Genomic DNA, 22,521 nt, shown 5'->3' with positions numbered 1-22,521 from the left:
CTTCGAATCCGGTTATCCACGCGCTGCTTCTGCGAAGAGTTGCTCTTGCCGATAATCTGATTTAGAAGCGTTCTAAGTTTAGCGCCGGCCAAGGTTGGCCGCGACAGGTGGAGTGGATCATGCAAGGCGACCCGAAGGTCATCGATTATCTGAACAAGGGGCTGCGCAGCGAACTGACCGCCATCAATCAGTACTGGCTGCACTACCGGATGCTCAACAATTGGGGCCTCCTGGAGATGGCCAAGGTCTGGCGCAAGGAGTCCATCGAGGAGATGGAGCACGCCGACAAATTCGTCGATCGCATCCTGTTCCTCGACGGCTTCCCGAACCTGCAGGTGCTCGATCCCCTGAAGATCGGCCAGGACGTCAAGGAGATCATCGAGTGTGACCTCGCCGCCGAGATCGGCGCGCGCACGCTCTACCAGGAGGCGGCGACCTACTGCCATGGCGTCAAGGACTATGTCAGCCGCGACCTGTTCGAGCAGCTGATGAAGGACGAGGAAGAGCACATCGACTTTCTCGAGACCCAGCTCGACCTGATCAAGCGCATCGGCCTTGAGCTCTACACCCAGAAGCACGTCGGTCATCTGAAGGTCGAGGATTCCTGACCGGCTGTCAGCCGCGCGCCGAGCGTCTGCCAAAATACGAGAGGCCGGCCTTGCGGGCGGCCTCTTTTGTTTTTGTGAACGAGCTATTCGTCAGTAGCACCGCGTGATGTTGATGGTGCGGTCGCCGCCGCGGCCGGGCACCGTGACGCTCTCGGTGGGGCAGCTCGACACATAGGGCCGATCCGACGGCACCACGGCCGGCGGATAGCGGTGCGCCCAATCCCACGGCACGTCCTGGGTGTAGGTGTAGCGGACGTCGCTCGAGACCGGCGCCGGGACCTCGGCGGCGAAAGGAACGCTCGCCGCGCCATCATAATATCCGCCCGCGTCCGGCAACACGATGCCGGGCACCCGCACATGATGGCGGAAAGCTGGATGATGCGAGGAGAACGTGCCGCGCGCTGCGGATCCGGATCTCGCATAGGTCTCGGTCGGGGAAGCAAGCAGCAGCGCTGCAACGCCAAGGTAAACACCAAGGGACGCCATCAGCGCCCCAGTTGTTCGATACGCCATTCTTCGAAGAGCCATGGCACGCACCAACTCGCGGTTACGGAGCATTTCTGCAGACGCTAGGCCGCGCCTCACGGCGCCCGCAAACTCATCCTTAATTATTGGTTAAAAAGTAAGGTTAACAGGGAGTAACTGTTTCAAATTGACGCGACCTCGCGCGCAGGCTTCCCGCGCAGGCGGCGGGCGCCGTTCAGACCGCATCCGCCGGAACGAAGCAGCTGATGATGATGCTGCCGCGGTGGTGCACGTACCACACCACGGCCTCGCCGACCGGGTTGCCGCGATCGCGGATCACGGCGCGCTCCGGCACCATCATCCACTCGCCCTCGATCGGCACCCAATAGGCGCCGCCCCGAACGTCGTAGCTGGTGCGATGGCCGTCGGAGATGTCGCAGCACGGCACGCCATTCGGCGCGATCACGCTCTTGAACCAGGCGCGGATATCGGGCGGCACGTTGTCATATTGGCCGTTGTCGAACGCCAGTGCAACGCCCGCCATCATGGCGAGCCACGCAAGCACCGCGACATGCGTGAGCCTTCGCATTACCTTCCTCCGGCGAAAACTTCTACGTGACCCGCGCATAGCGTCACGCGAATCCGGGGTTTGCGCGATTAGGCACGAACCGCGCGCGGGATGCATGCTCAAAGAATCAGCGAATCCGCGTGTCTTGCTTGATGCAGTGCGGGATGGTTGCGCTCAGGTTGGTTGCTTCGTGCGCGCCTTCTTCGCGGCTTTCACCGCGATATTGTCCCGCGCCATTTCGAGCACGCTGCGCAGCGTGATCTGATCCGCTTTCGCGAGGCGGACATTGGTGCTGCCGCTCTTGCCCCAGCCGCCCGGCACCGGCCGGAAGATCTCGGGCTCGGCCTCGATCACCATCGCCTGCTGCTCAGGTGTCAGCTTCACCATGCCCCAATCCTGGTCGGGATAGCCGAGCGTCGCGAAGATGCGCTTGCCGACGCGGAAGTCGGCGGTGCCGTGATGCGCGCCTTCAACGACCTCGGGCAGGCTCAGCGCAATGCGGCGGAAGCGATCAGCGGACATCGCCCTGGCCTCGATCGCTACATCGTGCGTTGCGGCGCCGTCTGCAACAGTTCCTGCAATTGCCTGGCATAGAACCGCGCGTCGCCGGTGGTGAGATGGCCGCGTGTCTCGCTGCTTGCCGGGATCAGATCAATCCTGCCGTTCTTGATCCGCTTCACTGCAGCTTCGGTGACGCCGGTCTCCGGCGGATTGCGCTCATCGTCGGCCGCATTGATCGCAAGCAGGGTGGCCTCGATCTTCTCCAGTCCCGCCGACGGATCGTAATCGTGCGAGGCCTCCCATTGATAGATGTAGTCGTTGGCATCTGATGTGACCGGCAGGGCCAGCTGGTCGTCGACGAGCTTGTCGGCCTGCGTCGCGGTCGGCGCCAGCATCTGGTAGGCGAGCGTGCCGCCGGCGCTGGCGAAGCGATAGGCGGCGATGGCGTATTTCATCATCCGCGGCTGGCTGGTGTAGTTGCCGCCATTGTAGTCGGGATCGTTGCGGATCGTTTCCAGTATCGTCCGCCGCAGCATCCAGTTGCGTGCCGCCATAGCGGTCGGCTGCGAGGCCATCGGCACCAGCACGTCCATCATCCGCGGATAGCGCACGCCCCAGATCCAGGTGTGCATGCCGCCCATCGAGTTACCGATCACGAGCCGCAGATGCCTGATACCGAGCCCTTCGGTGACCAGCCTATACTGCGCGTCGACCATGTCGTTGTAGTCGTATTTCGGAAAGCTCGTCCGCATCGCGTCCGACGGCTTCGACGATTTGCCGTGCCCGATGCCGTCGGGGATGATGATGTAGTATTTCGCCGCATCGAGCGGCTGGCCGGGGCCGAACAGCTGGCCGGCAAAGCTCGGCGTCAGCATGCTGGCCGCCGAGCCGCCGGAGCCGTGCAGCACCAGCACCGGCTGTCCGGTGGGCGCGCCGACCGTGGTGTAGTGCAGCCGCAGTTCCGGCATCACCTCGCCGCTGTGAAACTTGAAGTCCTTTGCGATCCATTCGCCATCCTGCGGCGTGGGATAGTCTGCAGCCATGGCCGGTACCGACATCGAGACAACAACAGCGGCCACAAAGGCCGCGCACCAACGGATCATTATGCTTCTTCCCACGCGCGGCGCATTTGTCCAGCCGCTTGCGTGCAAGCCTAGCATGACGGAAGGCGTCGTCCGATAGCGGCGCCGCGCCCCTGACGCAGAAGTGTCCGGTTAACTCGCCTTCAGCACGTTCAGCGCATACCATCCCCAATAGACGCGGTGACGCTGGATCAGGCCGTCATCGATCTCCATGACCTCGACCAGATCCATCTGATCGCCGTCCGGAGACTGCCGTGGATACTCCCAGGTGAGAAGGCGGCCGTCGCTGAAGAAGCCCTGCTTGAAGCGCCGCCGTTGCGGCGGGTTGGTGCGGAACACGCGCGTGATGAACTCGCACAGCGCGTCGCGGCCGCGGACGATCCCGTCTTTGGTCTGCATCAAATGCTGGACCAGCGGGCTCTCGATCGAGGCGTCGGCTGCGTAGAGCGCGAGCGCCGCCTCGAGGTCCTTGTTACCGAGCGCATCATCCCAGAGCCTGTAGATACGTTCCGCGTCGTTGCTGCCAGCTGTCATGATCGTTCCCTTGTGTTTGGTCGACTGCCGCCCATTTGAACGGAACAGGCCGCCGCAACGTTTCAGGAAAATCTGAAATGAGCTGCGTGGCACGGCGCATGCGGGTAGGACGTTTCGGCGCGATCTGGAGGACGATGCGGTGGGATCATCCCAGGGCTTGCAGACAGGATTTTCGCGGATCGCCGAGGCCTTGGGCGATCCGGTCCGCGAGGCCATGGTCAGTGCGCTGGCCGACGGCAAGGCGCTGCCGGCGGGCGAGCTTGCTGCGGTCGCCGGCATTTCGCCGCAAGGCGCCAGCGCGCATTTGCAGAAGCTGGTCGACGCCCGCGTGCTGTCGGTGTGGGCACAGGGCAGGTTCAGATATTACCGGATCAGGGACGACGACGTCGCGGCGCTGATCGAGAACCTCGTCGATCTTGCGGCCAAGGCCACCGTCGGGCGGCGGCGTGCGATGCCGGCCGAGCAGCTCAGGCGATCGCGGACCTGCTACCACCACCTTGCGGGGTCAGCTCGGCGTGCTGTTGTCGAATGCGCTGATCCGCCGCCGCCTCGTCGTGATCGACGGCCGCGATGGTCGCGTGACCGAGCAGGGGTTAGCCTGGTGCCGGGCCGAGGCAATCGATTTCGATTCGGCGCGGCAGCCGCATCTGCGGCTCTGCAACGACTGGACCGAGCGCGTGCCGCATCTCGCCGGTCCGTTTGCCAATGCCGTTCTGGCGCGGCTGGTCGAGATGCGCGGCGTTGCGCCGCATCGGATTCCGCGCGCATTGCGGATCACCGATCGGGGGCGGGCGTTCTTCGACCGGCTTGGCGTCCAGGTTCCGTTCTGAAAGCGACGAGGTGAACTAGCGGCCGTCCTCGACCTCGGTCTCCGGGCGGTCGTTGCCGGAGGCGGTTTCGGTCAGCCATTTGCCGTCCGACGTCTCGTACTGGATCGCCTCGGTGCGGCCGGGGACGCGCTGCTCGTTGGCGGCGCGTCGGGCAGCGGCGAGTGCCGCGGCGTGGGTAGGAAATGGTTCCGAGAACACCCCGTTGACGGTATAGGCCCAGCCGCCGTCGTGCTGGACGACCTTGTAGATCACGTGGCTCATCCGGAACCTCGCTCCACCGTGGACGATGACACTGCCAGAATAGACCACGATGTCGTATTTTGCAGCAGCCGATCGTCCTGAGAGAGCCGCCCCGTTGCCGCGGGCGAGGGAGACCGACATGTGCCGCAATATCAAGACGCTGTTCAACTTCGAGCCGCCCGCTACCGAGGACGAGATCCACGCCTCGGCGCTGCAGTTCGTGCGCAAACTGTCCGGCTTCAACAAGCCGTCGCAGTCCAATGAGGCCGCCTTCAACCTGGCCGTGACCGAGGTCTCGAATGCCGCGCGCAAGCTCCTGATCTCGTTGCAGACCACGGCACCGGCGCGCGATCGCGAGGTGGAGGCGGAGAAGGCGAGGGAGCGTTCGCGCCTGCGGTTTGGCTGAGGGCGGGGCGCACCGTGATGCAGATCACGGTACGGCGCCACGCGTCCGGGCATCGGTGCAGTTCACCCGATCCCGGAGCAACGCCATGAAGCCTGCCCTGCTCACGTCCTGTTCGATTGCGTTCGCCGTGCTCTGGACCTGCGGCATGCTGTGGTCGAGCGGGACGATCGACCTTGCCAACGTCATCATCCTGTCGGCTTGCGGGGCGCTCGCGGGCGTTGCCTGGTATTACGCCATGCGCTGGGTCTTCCAACTCATGCACCTCGCTCGACCCTCCGATCCTCCGGCCAATCCGGGCGCGGAGCGGTAGGCATAGGGCGCGGCACGGACAAAGCTGGCCGCGTCGCCGCGCCAGGACAGGAAGGACTACTTCTTGTCCTTCTTGCGGTGCTTCTTCTTTTTCTTGTGATCGTCGTCCTCGTCGTCATCTTCCGCGAAGTCGATGGCGTCGACGTCAAGCGCGATCGCCTCCGCTGCCGCGCGCTCGGCGGCATCGCGCTCGGCGAACTCGGCGGCTTCACGCTCCTTGGTGCGCTTGTAGTCTTCCCAGGCGTCGAAGATCATGTGCAGCCACGGCATCACCTGCTCGATCGACGGCAATTGTCCGGGCGGGCCGGCTTCACCGCGCGGGCCGGCCGGTCCCTGCGGTCCCTGTGGGCCAGCCTCGCCGCGCGGACCCTGCACGCCCGCCTTGCCTTGCGCTCCCGGCTTGCCCTGGGGCCCCGCCTTCCCGACCGGTCCGGGCTTGCCCTGCGGACCCGGCTTGCCGCGCGCACCTTCCGGCCCCGGCCGCCCCGGATGTCCTTGCGGACCGGGCCGACCCGGCTCGCCCTGACGGCCCTGCGGCCCCTGCGCCCCTCGTGACCCCTGGCGGGAGATTGTCTCGTCAGCCACTGATATGCTCCGTCGCGATTTCAAGCCGCTTGTAACAGAGGTTGGATGACGGCTTCAATTCTGCCGGGCGCGGCTGATGCAAGCGATCAACAATCATAATTCGATGCGAAGATCGTGACGGGAGGACGCGTTGCGGATTCTGAACGACAGGCGCGGGGCAGTTGCAGGCGACGCAACAGGGACGCTGACGTTCGACATCGTGGTGACGCGGCACGATCTGCGCGACGAAGCGGCGTTTCGCAACACTGGCGTCCTCGATCTGTATGCCGAGCTGTTTCCTCCGAACGAGCGCGACGCCCCCGACGACATTGTGCGTTGGGTGTTGTCAGATGATGTCGGCGAGCGACGAGAGTTCAGCGTCGGTGATCAGCAGCTGTCATATTGCCTCGACTCGCGCTGCTTCATCCTGCGCGCGGAAGGGCGCGCGATCGGCCTCGGCTTCTTCACCTACGATCACGCAAGCGAGCTGATCTACTGCAACTATGTCGGCGTCGCGAAGGCGTGGCGCGGCGGCGGCCTGGCGGGCCGGCTCTATCGCGAGATGATCGAGATGCTCGACGCCTTGTTTCCGCGCAATATCGGCGTGGTGCTCGAGGTCGAGCCGTATGATCGCGATCGCCTGGCGGCGATCATCGGCGATCTCGAACTGACGGGCATGAGGCGGCTCGCAGCGGATCAACAGACCGAGATTCGCAGATTGCTGCGCGTCAACTGGTACGACAAGCTTGGCTATTGCTTCTTCTGCGACGCGCGCGGCATGCAGCCGCTTGAGTGTCGCTCGCCATGCCTCGATCCATCGCTATTGCCATCCGCTTGGGGCGGCGCGGAGGAAAATTATTGGTTGGCCTGGCAGTCGCGGACCGGCGCGTCCTTGGCGGAGGGCGAGCGCGCGGGTGAGCTCTGGCAAAGAGCCGTCGCTGCGATCTATGTCGAGATCCTCGCAAAATCGCTGGTCGACGACGATCCGAAGGGGCGGCGCGACTATTGGGACTATGCGACGGCGCTGGTCGCGCAGACGCTGCAACAGGCCGCGACGACCGAGGTGCGTCTCGCTCGCTGCCTTGATGCCGGCGGCAGCGAGCTGTTGTCGCGCTGGCGGCGGCTTTCGATCGACCTGCCGATCTAGCGTCGACGTGCCGCTCATGCGTGATGCGATCCGGTTGAATCGTCATCACGCTTAGCTCGTTGTCCAAGCACGATCTTCCCGGAAAGCCGCTTCGCGCGTTTCCGGATCTTGCTCTAGGCTGCGGCGTGCTCGCTCAGCGGCACGTCGATGCCGTCGGCCGAATATTCGCGGATCTTGTTCCGCAATGTCCGAACCGACAGCCCGAGCACGCGCGCGGCGCGGGTGCGGTTGCCGTCGCAGCGCGCAAGCGTTTGCAGCACGAGCTCGCGCTCGACTTCATCGACGGTCGCGCCGATCAGCAGTGGGACGATTTCATTTGGAGCCAGCGACGGCAGCAGAGCTTCCGGCGACGGTACGGTGGACGCGTAAGACATGAACTCCTCCCGATCAACGCCCGCTTCGTCGGTGAAGCGAAGACATCGAGAACCAACTACCCCGTAGATCAACGGTGTGCCGGTTTGGTTAACAAGCCCTTAACGCGCCCCTAACTCCCTGCTCTGTAAGCAAAATACCCAGAAATCGCCACGATTGCGGTTCCATCCGTCACAATGTGCGGTAGCCGCCATCGACCATCACGATCGATCCCGAGACATAGGCCGACAGGTCCGAGGCGAGGAAGATGGCGGGGCCGACGATGTCCTCCGGCTTGCCGGCGCGGCCGAGCGGGGTGTGGTCCATGAAGACCTTGACGAGGTCGGGATTGGTGGCGCGCACCTTCTCGTTCAACGGCGTCTCGATGAAGCCCGGCCCGATTGCATTGACGCGCACACCATCCTTGCCGAGTTCGGCGGCCAGCGCCTTGGTGAAGCCGAGCACGCCGTGCTTGGAGGCGGTATAGGCCGGCGAACTCGGCGTGCGCAGATGCACGAAGGACTGGATCGAGCCGATGTTGACGATGCGTCCCTTGTTCTTGCGCAGTGGCGCGAGGAACGAATGCGTCACGTTGAACACGCCGGTGAGATTGATCGAGATGATGTCTTCCCAATCCTTGATCACGGCCTCGTCGGTGCCGAGCATGCCGTTGCGGCGCGCGATGCCGGCATTGTTGACCAGGATCGAGACCGGCCCGGCCTTGTCGGCCACCTGCTTTGCCATCGCGACGCAGGCGTCGCGATTGGTCACGTCGAGCGCAAAGCTCTCCGCCTTGCCGCCGGCATTGCGGATCTCCCTGGCCGCTTCCGCCGCCGCATCGCCGTTCATGTCGAGCAGCACCACGCGCGCGCCCTCGCGGCCGTAGCCCAGTGCGATGGCGCGCCCGATGCCCGAGCCCGCACCGGTGATGACGGCGATGTGATTGTCGAGAAGGGCCATGGCGTTTCCTCGTTCTGATTTGTGAGCGTTGTCGACAACACTATTCAAAACTGCGCCAACCGAAACGCCAAGCCGCGTTTGCGCGTTGCTGTTATCCGGATTCGGATGACAGTTACGGACCGCGGACATGGACCCGCATATCAGACACTGGAAAGTTGCGATCGAGCGCTTTTGCGCGGCGCCGGATCCCGACTACCGCGAGATGGCCAAAATGGTCGCGGAGATCGCCGCGACCGACATCGACGAGACGCTGCGGCATGCGGCCGCACAGGTGCTGCCGATCCTGCGCCAGGCGGCGATGAAATCGGCCGACCGCCGCACTAAAGCGATGGCGCTGCGCCGTCTCGGCATCGTCAACGACGCACTGCACATGCTGTCGGCACCGCGGTTTGGCCAGCGCGGCCTGGCGCCGAAGGCGCTGACGCAGGAGGAGCAGTACCGGCAATTGCTCGGCCTGCCGTTGGGTCGCCGCCTCGCTGCGACCGAAGTCCAGCAGGCTTTCAAACGCGCGGCCAAGACGGTGCATCCCGACGGCGGCGGCAACGGCGCGGCATTCCTCGAACTCGCCGCCGCGCGCGACGCCCTGATCAAGCATCACTGACGCTGGATCGCGTCATATCTGACAGCACAAGGACGGACGCCGCGCTGTTGCCGCGTGTCCGCCCTTTGCGTGATCGAATGGCGTTCGCTCAGAACGCGCAGGTGCCGTTGTTCAGGAGGCCGGTCTTGTAGCTGAACGCAGCGTCGAAGGTCGGCAGCTCCTCGCTGACGATGGAGAAGTTCGCCGGCCACGGCGTGGTCGGGATGCTCTGGTCCCAGATCTGGCAGAAGCCGGTGTCCTGCCAGCGGATCAGATGATAGGGCGTGGCGCTGGCTGGGCTTGCCGCGGCAAGCAAGGACACGGTGGCGGCAATGGCGGCACAGGCAATCGCAAGACGACGCATGGGAAATCTCCGGTTTGAAAAATGAATGCTCCGCGGGGCAATCCTGGAGCTCAGGGGCCGATCGCCCCGGACATGCAGTGAGTATTGCAACCCCGGGAACAGGTTCAACACCGGTCGTGCGAAAGCACCCGTCAACAAATCGGCCATCGCTGTGCCAAATTGCGCCTGTTTACGCGCTTGCTACAGTCGGAGCATCGCGATTCGCAGCCGTGTCACGACGCGAGCAAATCGACGAGAGCAAATCGACGTGAGTAAATCCTGGGGAGACCACACATGAAACCTTCATCCACCCTGCGTGCTGCGCTTGTCGCGCTGCTGGCGTTCACCGGCCTTGCGTTCTCTTCCGCGGCCCGCGCCGACAGCGGCTTCGTGACGCTCACGATCTACAAGGCCGGATGGATCATCGGTGGCTCCGGCGGCAGCGGCGTGTTGACCTTCCGCGGCCGCTCCTACCGGCTCTCCACCGGCGGCCTCGACTACGGACTGGTGTTCGGCGGCTCCAAGACCGTGCTACGCGGCCGGGTCAGCAACATCAACCGTCCGTCCGACGTTGCCGGCGTCTACGGTGCGGCCGGCGCGGGGCTTGCCGTCGGACGCGGCGCGCGTGCGATCGTGCTGACCAATCAGAAGGGCGCGGTGTTGGAGTTGACCGGCCACCAGGTCGGCCTGATGGCCAACGCCGATCTGAGCGGGCTTGCGATCACGATGCGGTAGAGCATTTCGTTCGGTTTATCCCCGTCATCCTGAGGAGCGCGTCTTCGCGCGTCTCGAAGGATGCACGGCCCGGCTGGTGGCCGATTCATCCTTCGAGGCTCGCCGAAGTGGCTCGCACCTCCAGCGACAATGGCATAGCCATTGCGCGGGGATGACGGGGACAGCTAGTCTAAAGCGTTGAGTGCGCGAAGCCGCGTTCACCTGAACAGATGCAGCGCGGCGTATTGCAGCAGCATGATGGTCTTGGCGTCGACGATGCGGCCGTCGCTGATCATGGCGAGCGCGTCGTCGATCGCAAGCTCGAGCACCTCGATGTCCTCGCCCTCGTCGGCGAGCCCGCCGCCGTCACCGATGCGCATCGCGGCGTCGTATTCGGCGACGAAGCAATGCAGCTTCTCGGTCACGGCGCCCGGAGACGTGAAAGCCTCGAACACCTTGCGCACATGCGCGAGCCGGTAGCCGATCTCTTCCTCCGCTTCGGCGCGGATGCGTGCTTCCGGCTCGGCATCGTCGAGCATGCCGGCGGCAACCTCGATCAGCAGATCGTCATAACCGTTGGCGAAAGCGGGGAAGCGGAACTGGCGCACCAGCACGACGCAGCGGGTCGTCAGATTGTAGGGCAACAGCGCCGCGCCGTTGCCGCGATCGTAGACCTCGCGCACCTGGGTCTGCCATTCGCCGTTGGCGCGCCGGTAGTCGAACGTCGCGCTCTTCAGCTCGTAGCGGCGCTTCGAAAGCAGCTCGACGTCCTTGACGCAGACGCGGTCGGCGATGCTCATGCGTTGATCCTCAGCCCTCTCACGGCGTCGCTTCGCGACCGTCAAGCCATTTGGCCAGCATCACCGAGGTCGACTCGTCATAGCCGAGCGATTGGTAGAACGCGCCGGCCTTGGCGTTCTCCCGCCGCACCAGCAGTTGCAGCTTCGGCACGCCGGCGGCGCGCAGCCAGTCCTCGGCCGCCGCCATGATGGTGCGGCCAAGTCCCTTGCCCTGGCGGTTGGGATCGACCGCGACGTAATAGACCCAGCCGCGATGGCCGTCGTGGCCGACCATCGCGGTCGTCACGATCGCATTGGCGTCGCGGCCGACCAGCACGGCCGAGTTCGGTCCGCGCCGCGCCAGCGCGATGTCGGCGGCAGGATCGTTCCACGGCCGCGTCAGGCCGCAGGCCTGCCACAGCGCGACGACATCGGCGATGTCGTTATCGGTGATCTCTGCAATGGCGAGGGAGGCAGAGGAGGAGGGCATCGTCGCCTGCGCGGTCACAGCACCTTGCCCGGGTTCATGATACCGAGCGGATCGAGCATCGCCTTGACCTGCCGCATCAACTCGATCGCGACCTTGTCCTTGACGTCGGGCAATTCGTCGCGCTTGAGCACGCCGATGCCGTGCTCGGCCGAGATCGAGCCGCCCATCCGCAGCACGATCTCGAACACGACGGCATTCACGTCGTGCCAGCGCGCCAGGAAGTCGGCCGCATTGGCGCCGACCGGCTGGCTGACATTGTAGTGGATGTTGCCGTCGCCGAGATGGCCGAACGGCACCGGCCGCGAACCCGGGATCAGCTTCACCACGGCAGCATTGGCTTCCTCGATGAAAGCCGGCACGGCTGCGACCGGCACCGAGATGTCGTGCTTGATCGAGCCGCCTTCCGGCTTCTGCGCCGCCGACATCTCGTCGCGCAGCTTCCAGAACGCCTGGCGCTGGCTCAGATTGGCGGCGATGACAGCGTCATCGACGATGCCGTCCTCCATGCCCTGGGCCAGGATCGCCTCCAGCGTGTCGCGTGCATCGCCGCGCGACGACGACAACTCCATCAGCACGTACCAGGGGTGCTTGCTCTCAAGCGGATCGCGGATATCGATGCCGTGGCGGATCGAGAAGTCGACCGCGACGTCGGCGAGCAGCTCGAAGCTCGTCAGCGCTCCGGCCGCTTGATCGCGCGAGATCGACAGCAGCTTGAGTGCGGCCGCCGGCGAAGCCAAGCCGACATAGGCGGTCTCGACCGCACGCGGCCGCGGAAACAGCTTGAGCGTCGCCGCGGTGATGATGCCGAGCGTGCCTTCGGCGCCGATGAAGAGATTGCGCAAATCGTAGCCGGTGTTGTCCTTTTTCAGCTTCGACAGCGCGTTCAGCACCCGGCCGTCAGCCAGCACGACTTCGACCCCGAGCGCCATTTCGCGCGCCACGCCATAGGCAAGGGCTCCGGTGCCGCCGGCATTGGTCGAGAGGTTGCCGCCGATCGTGCAGCTGCCTTCTGCGCCGAGCGACAGCGGAAACAGCCGGTCGACCTCGGCTGCCTTTTGCTGCGCGATCTGCAGCACCACGCCGGCCTCGCAGGTCATGGTGTTGGATTCGACATCGATATCGCGGATCTTGTCGAGACGCCGCAGCGAGACCACGACCTCGCCATTGTGCGGCGTCTGGCCGCCGACCAGGCCGGTATTGCCGCCCTGCGGCACCAGCGCGATCCTGTGCTCGGTCGCGAGCTTGCAGATCGCAGCGACTTCGGCGGTCGAACCGGGGCGCAGCACCAGCGGCGAGCGGCCGTGGAACAGGTCACGCTCCTCGGTGACATAAGGCTCGATGTCGGCAGCGTCGGTCATCGCATATTTCGCGCCGACGATGGCGCGGAATTTTTCAAGCAATTCGGGCGGAAGCGGCGGCACCGCTGATTGGACGATGTTCATTTTTTCTTGGTCTTTCACTCAGTCGGGGATCTTTGCCTAAGCATGCCCTTCGCGCAAACGCTTCGCGTTTGTCGCGAGGGAAAACCGGTTCCCGGTTGGCGCCAACGCGGCCGTTCCGGTCCGGGTCATGCTTGTTACCGCCCAACGGCTGCGCGGCGCAGCCGGTCATTGATGGCTTCGCCCAATCCGTCCTCGGGAATCGGCGTCACCGCGATCGCATCCGCGTTTCTCTTGTCGAGGGTGCGAAGGTAGCCGAACAGATTGGCGGCGGCCTCGGCAAGATCGCCGCGCTCGGACAGGTTCATCTCCACGGAGGCGCATTCGCGCCGCGCGACCTTCGCCGGCCCGAACGACAGCAAGGCTTCGCCGACATGGACGTCGCTGGCATTGAGCCGGACCGGTGTCCGCGGTGCGTAGTGCGAGGCGAGCATGCCGGGGGCAACCGGCTGGGCGTCGCTTTCCGCGTCTTGCGGCGGCGACTGCAAGGGCTGGCCGAGCACGCGCTCGATCTCTGCGCGCGTCAGCCCGCCCGGTCGCAGCAGCACCGGATCGGAGAAGCAGCCGACGATGGTGGATTCGACGCCGACCTCGACCGGCCCGCCGTCGACGATCAGGTCGATGCGGCCCGCCAGATCGCCGTTCACATGCTCGGCGGTGGTCGGCGAGACGTGGCCAGAGAGATTGGCCGACGGCGCTACCACGGCACCGCCGAAAGCCTTGATGATGTCGCGCGCCACCTTGTGGGCCGGGATGCGTATGGCGACCGTGTCGAGCCCGGCGGTCGCGAGTTCCGCAACCGGGCAGGACAGCGCCTTCGGCAGCACCAGGGTCAGGGGACCCGGCCAGAACGCGTCCGCCAATCGCAGGGCCTGCCCATTGAACAGGGCAATCCGGCGGGCGGCGCCCAGATCGGCGACATGGGCAATCAGGGGATTGAAGGCCGGCCGGCCCTTGGCCTCGTAAAGCCGGGCGATCGCTGAGGCGTTGCCGGCATCGGCGCCGAGGCCGTAAACCGTCTCGGTCGGAAACGCCACCAGGCCACCCTCGGCCAGGACCCCGGCGGCGGTCGCCGTCGCGGCGGCGCCGGCGGACAAAACGTGCGTTTTCAGACCTGTATCCACTGTGACTAGATTCCTCAATTGGGTGGCTCGTGGTCCCTTGCGGTCCCCGAAACCCGACGCTATAAGCCGGCCCTCAGTCGGAGTGTGGCTCAGCCCGGTAGAGCACTGCGTTCGGGACGCAGGGGTCGCAGGTTCGAATCCTGCCACTCCGACCATTCTTTCAAGCACTTATAGTTTCTGTGTTTTTCGTGCGCAACGACATGCGCATCGATTTGAAGCGCGGCTGCCATGTCGGTCGATTTCGGGACGCCTGTCTCTGATATCGGCGATTCGGGACCATTGGAGCGCGCGAGGGAAGCGGCCCCTGACGTGAAAATGCGTAGCACGTCACCAAGCACCACACGGTCTCCCTTCGGACCTCTCGGCTGATCCTGTCCGACATCAAAGCACGAATAGCCCGCCGCGAGTAGTGCTCAGCTTGCCGGCGCAAATACCCGTCAGGGGTTGCCGACCTCAAAGGCCAGCAGAACGTTGCCGGGCAGGCCGCTCCATTGCGCGTAGCCGGAATTGACGTACAGCATGCCGTCGACGACGACCGGGCCGGGTCCGTCCATGGCGCCGCCATGGGCCGCAACGCCGTTGACCGTGGCGTAGTCGCGGGCGGTGTCGATTTCCCAGAGCAGCCGTGCGTCATCGGTCGCGTAGGCGCGCAGGAAGCCGCTCACGCCGCCCGAGAACACGACGCCGGGAATGGCGGTGACCGCCGCGGAGAGAGCGGGGCTACACTGCGGGCGGTCGCCACAGGCCACCGGCGCCACCTGCATCGCGATCCTTCCGGTCGCAAGATCGAGCCCGAACAGGCCGCCACCTTCGCTTGAATTCAGACGTCGCGCGCCGTCCCTGAGAAATCGTACGTCCGAATTGGCGACATAGATTCGGTCCTGGTCGGCGGCGGAACCCCATTCGGTCCCGCCCAACGCGCCGCCCTTGCCGATCCGCGTCTGCCACAGGATCTTGCCCTCGTGGTCGGGATCGAGCGCGTGGACCACGCCGGATTTCTGGCCGATCACCAGCACGCGCTGTCCGTTACGCAGGCTCACCAGGATCGGTGATTGGCCGAAATCATGGTCGGGGCCGCGGTCTTCCGGACAATTGCTCTGATCGGTGCCGAAACACGCAACGACGAAGCTGTCCTTCGGTGTGGCCTGTTGGTGCCAAAGCATTCGGCCGGTCGCGAGATCGAACGCGAGGATGGCATCGCTGGTGTCGGTTGCCGGATCGGCATAGCTGTTCGAGGTCGCGACATAGAGCGCCTGGCGCTGCACGTCGATCGTCGGCGCGGACCAGACCGACGCGCCGGCCGGACCGAACAGCTGGGTCCCGAGGGCGTTCGCCCGTGTCGGATGCGGTGCCTCGGGAATCGTATAGGCCTTCCAGATCTGCGCGCCGGTCTCGGCCTTCAGCGCAACGACGCTGCCGCGAAACGTACAGCACTGGTAGGTGGGACGAGACCCGATAGCCTCCTCGATCGATGAAACGCCGACATAGACGACGCCGGAATAGAACACTGGCGCACCGGTAATCCGGCCGGCCACATGATCGTCGACCTTGCTCTTCCAGATCAGTTTGCCGGTCGCGGCATTCAGGGCGTAGACGTTGGCACGCACATCGCCAAAGAAGATGGCAGGCTGGCCGTTGTCCAGCGGGGCAAAGCTGATGGCCGTCCGCACCGGCGCCTCGGTCGGAAACGCCCAGCGCGTGCAGCCGCTTTTGGCGTCGAGGGCGTGGACCTTGCGGTCGCCGCCACCGACGAACAGCAAGCCGCCGACGACAGCCGGCTGCGCGTTGGCGTTCGACGTGTCAGGAAATCCGAACGCCCATTTCAGACGCAGCCGCGGGACCTGGTCTTGCGCGAGGCCGGCCATTGCCGCCGGCTGAAACCGGCTGTTGTTGATATCCGTGCCCCAACCGTTCCACCGCGGCCCATCGATCGGCTGCGGAAAGCCGGTCTCGTTCTGCGCGCATTGGCCTGCGCTCTCGGTTGGCACGAGCGACGCGGCCTTTCCGGTGACGAGTGAGGCGATCGCCGCCCGCTCGTCGCTGGTCAGTCCCTGCGCGAAGGATGCCATCGGGCCGGTGGTGATCGCACCAAGCACCTCGTCGAACGATCTGGATTGCAGGGTGGTGCGGCTCGGCGCGCGAACACCCGTGTTGCTGCTGTCGTGACATTGCGCACAGCGTTGCGCGTAGAGGTCGGCACCGGCTTGCTGCGCCGCGGCGGGCAGGCAAGACGAGATCAGGGCGATGGCAATCGCAGCACTCAGTTTCATCGTGATTCACCGGCGTTGGCTTTGATGAAGAGAGCAATTGCAGCTTAGCACAACCTTCCGGCTGCCATCGTGCCTGGCGGAGGCCGGCCGCACGTATGGCGGTGCAACATCCGATCGCCGCCTTCAATTCGAGCGCCCGCCGGCGCGATCTCCCATTGACAGGTCGGTCGATGTGATAGAATTATAACAAGATAAGTTGCAAAAATAACAATATGTCACCATCGTACCAGCGCCTCGCGCGGTCGACGGGAGGAAAATTTGGAATTGTCCGGTTCGATCGCAGCCGAGCCTCGGCCGTCGACGGCGCTGTTGATGGTCGGTGGCATCAACAAACGCTTCGGCGGCGTGCGGGCGTTGCGGGACGTCAACCTCGAGGTCCGGGCCGGCGAGGTGCACGCGCTGCTGGGCGAGAACGGGGCCGGCAAGTCCACGCTGATCAAGATCCTTAGTGGTGTCCACGCGGCCGACAGCGGCACGATCGAGATCGCCGGCAAACCAGCTACGTTCGACAGTCCGGCTAGATCGCGCGAGGCAGGCATCGCCGTCGTCTATCAGGACCTCAGTCTCGTCGAGTCGCTGAGCGTCGCCGACAATCTGTTGCTCGGCCGCGAGCCGCGTACGCGGTTCGGCTTTGTCCGCAAGCGCGAACTGATGGCCAGGGCCGGGGCGTTCCTGAGCGAGCTCGGCATTCCCCTCGATACCAAGGCAGCAGTCGGCTCGCTGCCGTTCGCCTACCGCCAGATGACCGAGATCGCCAAGGCACTGATGGGCGAGGTGCGCCTGTTGATCCTCGATGAACCGACATCGTCCCTGACTTCGGATGAAGTTCGTATCCTGTTCGACGCGATCGGCAAGGCGACGCGCCGCGGCGTCGGCGTGATCTATGTGACGCATCGGCTCAACGAGGTGTTCGAGATCTCGCAGCGTGTCACGGTGCTCCGCGACGGCGCCAATGCCGGCACGTTCGTCACCGCCGAGACCGACATGAAGCGGCTGGTGAACTCCATCATCGGCACCGATCGATTGGCGCCCGCGGCGTCGCGCGCTGAACCTGCAGTTGCGCGTTCATTCGATCCGTCGCCGGTTCTGTCGCTGTCGCGCGTGTCGAACGATCGCCTGTCGGCCGTCGAACTGTCCGTGATGAAGGGTGAGATCCACGGCCTTGCCGGATTGATCGGCAGCGGACGCACCGAGATTCTGGAGACCATCTTCGGCCTTCGGCCGGTCGACAGCGGCACATGCCAGATCGACGGTCGGCCATGGCTGCCGAGGAGCCCGGCCGATGCGATCGACCATGGCGTCGCGCTGGTGCCGGAAGACCGGCATCTGCAGGGCCTGGTGCTGGATCATTCGATCGAGCGCAACATCACCTTGCCGCGGATTCCGCATTTCTCGCGCTGGGGCTTCATGCAGCAGCGCGCCGCCGCCCGGCGTGCCGACGCTGCGGTGGCGAGGCTGTCGGTGAAGGCGCAAGGCGCTTCGAGCCTGGTCAGGACATTGTCCGGCGGCAACCAGCAGAAGGTCGTGTTCGGAAAATGGAATGATCCGCGGCCGCGCGTTCTGCTGCTCGACGAGCCGACGGTCGGCGTCGACGTCGGCGCGCGCGAGGAGATCTACGGCGTGATCCGCAATGCCGCTCGCGACGGCACCGGCGTCCTGGTGGTCTCGTCGGACCTCGTCGAACTGATCGAGCTCTGCGACCGCATCTCCGTGATCGTCGATGGACGCGTGGCGCGAACGCTGCTGCGCGGGGAGATCGGTGATGCCGAAGAGCTCCATCATCTGCTGCAGATCTACCAGGCTTCCGAACAAGGCGTATTGCAAGAGCTGCCCGCATGACCGAACTGACCGCGCCCAACCTCGTCGCCTCGTCGACCCGATCCGATCGACGCCGCAAGCTGCTGCAGAATCTGCTGCGGGGTGAGCGGCCCTACATGCTGTACATCGCCTTCGTGGTGCTGCTGGTCGTGTTCAGCCTGTCCTCGCCCTGGTTCCTGTCGGTCGACAATTTCCTGAACATCGGACGCCAGACCACGCTGGTCTCGATCATCGCGGTCGGCATGACCTTTGTAATCATCGCGCGCCAGATCGATCTGTCGGTCGCATCGACATTGGCGCTGTCGGGCATGGCCGCGGCGCTCGCGATGAGTCAGATCAACAATAGCTGGATCGTAGGCGCTGTTGCCGGGCTCGGCACCGGCGCGCTGGTCGGGCTGCTCAACGGCATCCTGACCGCGCAGCTCTCGATCCCGTCGTTCCTGGTGACGCTGGGTTCACTGAGCATGGCGCGCGGTTTGGCGATGATGGTAACCAATACCAAGCCTGTCATCATCACCAACGAGACGTACTTTGCGATCTTCGGCGAAGGCTCGTTCCTGGGCATACCGGTTCCGATCGCCTGGACGCTGGTGGCGATGATCGTCGGCATCCTGCTGCTGCACTATAACGTGTTCGGCCGCCGCATCTATGCGGTCGGCGGCAATCCGACCGCGGCGCTGTATTCCGGCATCAACACCAAATGGGTGACGACCGCGGCCTTTGTGCTGACCGGCGCGCTCGCCGGGCTTGCGGCGCTGGTGCTGTCCGCGCGCTCGCACGCCGCGCGGCCCGACGTCGTGCAGGGCATGGAGCTCGACGTCATCGCCGCCGTGATCCTCGGTGGTTGCAGCCTGTTCGGCGGGCGCGGCTACATCCTGGGGACGCTGTTCGGTAGCCTCATCATCGGCACGCTCAACAACGGCCTTGTGCTGCTCGGCGTCAGCTCGCCGCTGCAGCTCGTCATCAAGGGAGCGATCATCGTGGCCGCGGTCGCCTTCACGAAACGCTAGAGCACGACGGCGCAGCGCATAGGCCGCAAGGTCAGGCGTTGCAAGGGTAGGGGCAAGGTCGCCGGCCTCCGGTCAATCGGCGACCAAAACGGGAGGAAACAATGAAGCCGATCTTGCGACAAACCCTGCCGCTGACCGCGTTGATCGCGGCGACGACCATTTCGATCGCCGCCTCGGCCCGCGCCGAAGTGCCTGCAACCTGCGTCAAGGGCATCGATCTCGCGACGCTTGGACCGAAATCGATCGTCGGTCAGGGGCCGCACGGCGAGAAGGCCGCCTCGCCCGAAGTGCTGGCGCTGTCGGACGCCGCTGCCGCCAAGATCAGGGAGAAGCATTTCAAGGTCGGCATCTCCATGCAGACCGTCAATCTCGACTGGGCGCAACTGCAGATCCAGGGCATCACCGATACGCTGAAGAAGTACGGTGTGACCGTCACCGGCGTCGCGTCCGCCGAATATCAGGTCGACAAGCAGATCGCCGATATCGAGAACACCATCCAGCAGCATCCGGACGGGATCATCTCGATCCCGGTCGATTTCACGGCGACCGCGCCGACCTACAAGAAGATCGCCAAGGCCGGCATCAAGCTCGTGCTGATGGACAGCATTCCGACCGGACTGAAGCATCCCGAGGAATATGCGTCCATGATCTCCGCGGACAGCCAGGGCAACGGCCTGATCGCGGCCCAGATCCTGGCGTCCTGCGTCGCGCAGGGCGCCACCATCGGCCTCGTCAATTTCGGCGTCGATTATTTCAGCACCAACGAGCGCACCAAGGGTGTCCGCGAGTGGATGCAGAAGAACCGCCCGGACATCAAGATGAAGAAGGTCGACTTCACCGACCCGCCGAAGGTGTCGCAGATCGCAGGCGACTTCCTCACCGGCAATCCGGATATCAAGGGCCTGTTCGCGGTCTGGGACCAGCCGGCGCTCGATACGCTGAGCTCGATGCGCGCGCAGGGCATCGACATTCCGGTCACCACCGTCGACCTCGGCCTGCAATCGGCGATCGAGATTGCCAAGGGCGGACCGCTGAAGGCGACCGGATCGCAGCGCCCCTATGATCAGGGTGTCGCCGAAGCGATGGCCATGATGAACGCGCTGCTCGGCAAGGAAACGCCCGGCTGGATCGGTGTGCAGTCGCTACCGGTGACGCAGTCCAACGTGCTGGAATCCTACAAGACGGTGTTCAAGAAGGAGCCGCCGCCGGAACTGACCGACGCCTGCAACAAGGCGAAGCCTGCCTGCAACTGAGCCGCAGGAGTGCGATGCGTGGTCCTGCGAGCCCGCGCATCGTGAGCAGCCTGATCCGGCGTGCCAGCCCCCGCTCGGATCAGGTTGCGCTGGTCACGTACTCGACGGGAAGGCTACGGAAGTGCTTGCGCATGTCCGCTGACGCCGCGCCGCCGACGATGATGCGCGAGAACGCGCCGATATCGGAGAAGAACGCCGACTTGAGGCTGCCGAGCTTGCTGGCGTCGATCACCAGGATGCTTTCCATCGCGGTCTCGATGACGGCCTGCTTGACGGCGACCTCGTGAAAATTCGAGCAGCTCGCGCCGCGGGTCCAGTGCACGCCGCCCGCGGAGATGAAGGCCTTGTTGATGCCGAGCCGCCGCAGATAGGATAGGCCGTCGTCCGACGCAAAGGACTGCGACGACGGATGGTAGAGGCCGCCCATCAGCATCACCTGCGTGGCCGGCCGTCGCGTGACGATCGACGCCACGTTCATCGAATAGCAGATCACCGAAAGCGGCAGGTCCTCCGGTAGGCAGTCCGCCAGCGACTGCATCGTCGTGCCGCAATCGATGAAGATCGTATCGCCTTCCTTGATCGAGGCCGCGGCAGACCGGCAGGCCAGGCGCTTGTCCTGGGTGTGCTGATCGATCTCCTGCTCGAACGTGTACTTGACCCCGGTCGGCGACGCCGCATTGACGACGTACCCGCCGAGCAGCGCCAGCGCGGCGTCCGGTCCGGCGAGATCGCGCCGGACCGTCATTTCGGAAACCTTGAGGAGCTCGGCGGCGTCCTTCAGATGCAGCGTGCCGCTCGATTCGACGGCGCGGCGCAGCCTCTGCAGGCGCTGCACGCGCGTCTCGCTTGGTCGTGCGTTCGATGTTTCAGCCATTTTGATCGCCGGGCTTGCTTATCCGATTGACAATGATCTTACAATGTTGTGAGTTTATCAACGTCGATTTGTTACAATAATAACATCCAGTCCGGCGGGCTGATCGAGGGTCGGGGACGATGTTCCTCAGGCAGTCGGCAAACCCCGCGGCAAGGTCAGGGGAGGATCACATGTTGCGATCGACACATTCAGTCTATCTGGCGATCTCGTCGATTCGCTAGGACGCACGGCGCCTCCATGACGCAGAGCGTCTTCATGCAGAATCCGTCCCCACTGGCCGCGCAGCCGCCTTCCCCGGGCGGCGAGCATCCGCTGCCGCGCAACGGCGGCCGCACGCTCGAGATGGATTGGGTCGACGAGATCAGGATCAATCTGTCGGCCGCCGAACGCCGCGTTGCGAGCCTGCCGGGCCGGCGCACGGTCAAGAAGGACGCGCAGGCGGCGTGGCTTCTCAAGGCGATCACCTGCATCGACCTGACGACGCTCAATGGCGACGATACGACCGAACGGGTGAAGCGCCTCTGCGCCAAGGCCAAAGCGCCGGTGCGCGGCGACCTTCTCGAGCGGCTCGGCTTTGCCGGCCGTGAGCTGCATACCGGCGCGGTCTGTGTCTACCATCGGTTCGTGGCGACGGCCGTCGAAGCGCTCAGCGGATCGGACATCCCGGTCGCCGCGGTCTCGACCGGATTTCCCGCAGGCCTCGTGCCGCACGATCTGAAGCTGAAGGAGATCGAAGCGTCGGTCCGCGACGGCGCACAGGAGATCGACATCGTCATCACGCGCGAGCATGTGCTGACCGGCGATTGGCGGGCGCTTTACGCCGAGGTGCAGGATTTCCGCGCCGCCTGCGGCGACGCGCATCTGAAGACGATCCTGGCCACCGGCGATCTCAAGACGCTGCGCAATGTCGCCAAGGCGTCGATGGTCTGCATGATGGCCGGCGCCGATTTCATCAAGACCTCCACCGGCAAGGAAGGCGTCAACGCGACGCTGCCGGTGACGCTCGCGATGCTGCGGATGATCCGCGTCTATCAGGAGCGTACCGGCTACCAGATCGGCTTCAAGCCGGCCGGCGGAATCTCGACGGCAAAGGACGTGCTCAACTATCAGTTCCTGATGAAGGAGGAACTGGGCCGCGACTGGCTCGAGCCGGACCTGTTCCGTATCGGCGCCTCCAGCCTGCTCGCCGATATCGAGCGGCAGCTCGAGCATCACGTGACCGGCCACTACTCGGCTTTCAACCGCCACCCCGTGGGATGAGA

Annotated in this window: 27 protein-coding genes, 1 tRNA gene and 1 pseudogene; 13 read left to right on the top strand and 16 right to left on the bottom strand. The window is 64.7% G+C overall.

The genetic code is table 11. The features are described 5' to 3' along the window. Positions 1-119: 119 nt before the first annotated feature. Entirely contained in the window at positions 120-608 is a 489-nt protein-coding gene (gene bfr, locus ACVMIH_RS19630) for a bacterioferritin (protein WP_456863059.1), read from the top strand. Between the two features lie 90 nt (positions 609-698). Here the strand turns inward: bfr and ACVMIH_RS19625 are convergent, their stop codons facing one another. From ACVMIH_RS19625 to ACVMIH_RS19605, 5 genes are all read right to left on the bottom strand, one after another. Then, positions 699-1,094: a hypothetical protein gene (locus ACVMIH_RS19625; RefSeq protein ID WP_141342584.1), complete on the bottom strand. Its 396-nt coding sequence runs from the start codon at positions 1,092-1,094 to the stop codon at positions 699-701. Between the two features lie 214 nt (positions 1,095-1,308). Then, positions 1,309-1,662 (bottom strand): hypothetical protein, encoded by a 354-nt coding sequence (locus tag ACVMIH_RS19620; protein WP_456863056.1) that lies wholly within the window; start codon positions 1,660-1,662, stop codon positions 1,309-1,311. A gap of 153 nt (positions 1,663-1,815) precedes the next feature. Beyond that, positions 1,816-2,163, bottom strand: coding sequence for an MmcQ/YjbR family DNA-binding protein (locus ACVMIH_RS19615; RefSeq protein WP_141342582.1), 348 nt, complete (start codon positions 2,161-2,163; stop codon positions 1,816-1,818). A gap of 17 nt (positions 2,164-2,180) precedes the next feature. After that, positions 2,181-3,245 (bottom strand): alpha/beta fold hydrolase, encoded by a 1,065-nt coding sequence (locus tag ACVMIH_RS19610; protein ID WP_456863054.1) that lies wholly within the window; start codon positions 3,243-3,245, stop codon positions 2,181-2,183. Positions 3,246-3,356: 111 nt separating this feature from the next. Beyond that, positions 3,357-3,758 (bottom strand): nuclear transport factor 2 family protein, encoded by a 402-nt coding sequence (locus ACVMIH_RS19605; protein WP_316395736.1) that lies wholly within the window; start codon positions 3,756-3,758, stop codon positions 3,357-3,359. A 214-nt stretch (positions 3,759-3,972) separates the two neighbouring features. Here ACVMIH_RS19605 and ACVMIH_RS19600 point away from each other — a divergent pair. Together ACVMIH_RS19600 and ACVMIH_RS19595 are read left to right on the top strand one after the other, a co-directional pair. Then, positions 3,973-4,098 (top strand): annotated as a pseudogene (locus tag ACVMIH_RS19600) (helix-turn-helix domain-containing protein); the annotation flags it as partial. Between the two features lie 175 nt (positions 4,099-4,273). Next, a complete protein-coding gene (locus ACVMIH_RS19595; RefSeq protein ID WP_456866706.1) occupies positions 4,274-4,588 on the top strand; it encodes a hypothetical protein in 315 nt (104 codons plus the stop codon). A gap of 15 nt (positions 4,589-4,603) precedes the next feature. Here ACVMIH_RS19595 and ACVMIH_RS19590 read toward each other — a convergent pair whose 3' ends face one another. Then, positions 4,604-4,849 (bottom strand): DUF2188 domain-containing protein, encoded by a 246-nt coding sequence (locus tag ACVMIH_RS19590; RefSeq protein WP_016840968.1) that lies wholly within the window; start codon positions 4,847-4,849, stop codon positions 4,604-4,606. Positions 4,850-4,967: 118 nt separating this feature from the next. Here ACVMIH_RS19590 and ACVMIH_RS19585 point away from each other — a divergent pair, with 118 nt between their 5' ends. Together ACVMIH_RS19585 and ACVMIH_RS19580 are read left to right on the top strand one after the other, a co-directional pair. Next, complete coding sequence (locus ACVMIH_RS19585) at positions 4,968-5,234, top strand: DUF2277 domain-containing protein (RefSeq protein WP_141342579.1); 267 nt, start codon at positions 4,968-4,970, stop codon at positions 5,232-5,234. 85 nt (positions 5,235-5,319) lie between these two features. Further along, positions 5,320-5,544: a hypothetical protein gene (locus ACVMIH_RS19580; protein ID WP_076830377.1), complete on the top strand. Its 225-nt coding sequence runs from the start codon at positions 5,320-5,322 to the stop codon at positions 5,542-5,544. A 56-nt stretch (positions 5,545-5,600) separates the two neighbouring features. On the opposite strand, the gene ACVMIH_RS19575 is transcribed toward ACVMIH_RS19580, so the two are convergent. Further along, positions 5,601-6,128, bottom strand: coding sequence for a collagen-like protein (locus ACVMIH_RS19575; protein ID WP_456863051.1), 528 nt, complete (start codon positions 6,126-6,128; stop codon positions 5,601-5,603). A gap of 130 nt (positions 6,129-6,258) precedes the next feature. On the opposite strand from ACVMIH_RS19575, the gene ACVMIH_RS19570 reads away from it, so the two are divergent. After that, a complete protein-coding gene (locus ACVMIH_RS19570) occupies positions 6,259-7,254 on the top strand; it encodes a GNAT family N-acetyltransferase (protein ID WP_456863048.1) in 996 nt (331 codons plus the stop codon). Between the two features lie 113 nt (positions 7,255-7,367). Here ACVMIH_RS19570 and ACVMIH_RS19565 read toward each other — a convergent pair whose 3' ends face one another. Continuing rightward, complete coding sequence (locus ACVMIH_RS19565) at positions 7,368-7,628, bottom strand: helix-turn-helix domain-containing protein (protein ID WP_016840962.1); 261 nt, start codon at positions 7,626-7,628, stop codon at positions 7,368-7,370. 169 nt (positions 7,629-7,797) lie between these two features. Beyond that, positions 7,798-8,565 carry an SDR family NAD(P)-dependent oxidoreductase gene (locus ACVMIH_RS19560; protein ID WP_057019141.1) on the bottom strand — a complete coding sequence of 256 codons (768 nt, stop codon included), beginning with the start codon at positions 8,563-8,565 and terminating at the stop codon, positions 7,798-7,800. Positions 8,566-8,692: 127 nt separating this feature from the next. Between ACVMIH_RS19560 and ACVMIH_RS19555 the strand changes: the two genes are divergently transcribed. Next, complete coding sequence (locus ACVMIH_RS19555; protein WP_316395728.1) at positions 8,693-9,166, top strand: hypothetical protein; 474 nt, start codon at positions 8,693-8,695, stop codon at positions 9,164-9,166. 88 nt (positions 9,167-9,254) lie between these two features. Here ACVMIH_RS19555 and ACVMIH_RS19550 read toward each other — a convergent pair whose 3' ends face one another. Continuing rightward, complete coding sequence (locus tag ACVMIH_RS19550) at positions 9,255-9,509, bottom strand: hypothetical protein (protein WP_057019143.1); 255 nt, start codon at positions 9,507-9,509, stop codon at positions 9,255-9,257. A 273-nt stretch (positions 9,510-9,782) separates the two neighbouring features. On the opposite strand from ACVMIH_RS19550, the gene ACVMIH_RS19545 reads away from it, so the two are divergent. Continuing rightward, on the top strand, positions 9,783-10,223 hold the full coding sequence (locus tag ACVMIH_RS19545) for a hypothetical protein (protein ID WP_092087297.1): 441 nt from the start codon (positions 9,783-9,785) through the stop codon (positions 10,221-10,223). 197 nt (positions 10,224-10,420) lie between these two features. On the opposite strand, the gene ACVMIH_RS19540 is transcribed toward ACVMIH_RS19545, so the two are convergent. From ACVMIH_RS19540 to ACVMIH_RS19525, 4 genes are all read right to left on the bottom strand, one after another. After that, positions 10,421-11,002, bottom strand: coding sequence for a GDP-mannose pyrophosphatase (locus ACVMIH_RS19540; RefSeq protein WP_456863045.1), 582 nt, complete (start codon positions 11,000-11,002; stop codon positions 10,421-10,423). A 19-nt stretch (positions 11,003-11,021) separates the two neighbouring features. Next, entirely contained in the window at positions 11,022-11,471 is a 450-nt protein-coding gene (locus tag ACVMIH_RS19535) for a GNAT family acetyltransferase (protein WP_456863042.1), read from the bottom strand. A 14-nt stretch (positions 11,472-11,485) separates the two neighbouring features. Beyond that, positions 11,486-12,913 carry an FAD-binding oxidoreductase gene (locus ACVMIH_RS19530; protein ID WP_253625594.1) on the bottom strand — a complete coding sequence of 476 codons (1,428 nt, stop codon included), beginning with the start codon at positions 12,911-12,913 and terminating at the stop codon, positions 11,486-11,488. A gap of 134 nt (positions 12,914-13,047) precedes the next feature. Beyond that, positions 13,048-14,034: an L-threonylcarbamoyladenylate synthase gene (locus ACVMIH_RS19525; protein WP_057019147.1), complete on the bottom strand. Its 987-nt coding sequence runs from the start codon at positions 14,032-14,034 to the stop codon at positions 13,048-13,050. Between the two features lie 78 nt (positions 14,035-14,112). Here ACVMIH_RS19525 and ACVMIH_RS19520 point away from each other — a divergent pair. Then, positions 14,113-14,189: transfer RNA gene (locus ACVMIH_RS19520), tRNA-Pro, on the top strand. A 282-nt stretch (positions 14,190-14,471) separates the two neighbouring features. Here the strand turns inward: ACVMIH_RS19520 and ACVMIH_RS19515 are convergent. Then, positions 14,472-16,304 carry an outer membrane protein assembly factor BamB family protein gene (locus ACVMIH_RS19515; RefSeq protein WP_456863038.1) on the bottom strand — a complete coding sequence of 611 codons (1,833 nt, stop codon included), beginning with the start codon at positions 16,302-16,304 and terminating at the stop codon, positions 14,472-14,474. Between the two features lie 258 nt (positions 16,305-16,562). On the opposite strand from ACVMIH_RS19515, the gene ACVMIH_RS19510 reads away from it, so the two are divergent. From ACVMIH_RS19510 to ACVMIH_RS19500, 3 genes are all read left to right on the top strand, one after another. Beyond that, positions 16,563-18,143 carry a sugar ABC transporter ATP-binding protein gene (locus ACVMIH_RS19510; RefSeq protein ID WP_456863035.1) on the top strand — a complete coding sequence of 527 codons (1,581 nt, stop codon included), beginning with the start codon at positions 16,563-16,565 and terminating at the stop codon, positions 18,141-18,143. After that, a complete protein-coding gene (locus ACVMIH_RS19505; RefSeq protein ID WP_456863033.1) occupies positions 18,140-19,132 on the top strand; it encodes an ABC transporter permease in 993 nt (330 codons plus the stop codon). Before ACVMIH_RS19510 ends, ACVMIH_RS19505 begins: the two co-directional genes overlap by 4 nt. Before the next feature lie 101 nt (positions 19,133-19,233). Beyond that, positions 19,234-20,385, top strand: coding sequence for a substrate-binding domain-containing protein (locus tag ACVMIH_RS19500; RefSeq protein ID WP_456863030.1), 1,152 nt, complete (start codon positions 19,234-19,236; stop codon positions 20,383-20,385). A gap of 79 nt (positions 20,386-20,464) precedes the next feature. Here ACVMIH_RS19500 and ACVMIH_RS19495 read toward each other — a convergent pair whose 3' ends face one another. After that, on the bottom strand, positions 20,465-21,259 hold the full coding sequence (locus ACVMIH_RS19495; RefSeq protein WP_057018878.1) for a DeoR/GlpR family DNA-binding transcription regulator: 795 nt from the start codon (positions 21,257-21,259) through the stop codon (positions 20,465-20,467). A gap of 255 nt (positions 21,260-21,514) precedes the next feature. Here ACVMIH_RS19495 and deoC point away from each other — a divergent pair, with 255 nt between their 5' ends. Beyond that, a complete protein-coding gene (gene deoC / locus ACVMIH_RS19490) occupies positions 21,515-22,519 on the top strand; it encodes a deoxyribose-phosphate aldolase (protein WP_456782365.1) in 1,005 nt (334 codons plus the stop codon). Positions 22,520-22,521 lie beyond the last annotated feature (2 nt).

This window comes from Bradyrhizobium sp. USDA 4503 (genome assembly GCF_054055815.1).
The sequence above is the reverse complement of the archived record's forward strand: the minus strand, read 5'-3'. Positions and strand labels throughout refer to the sequence as shown.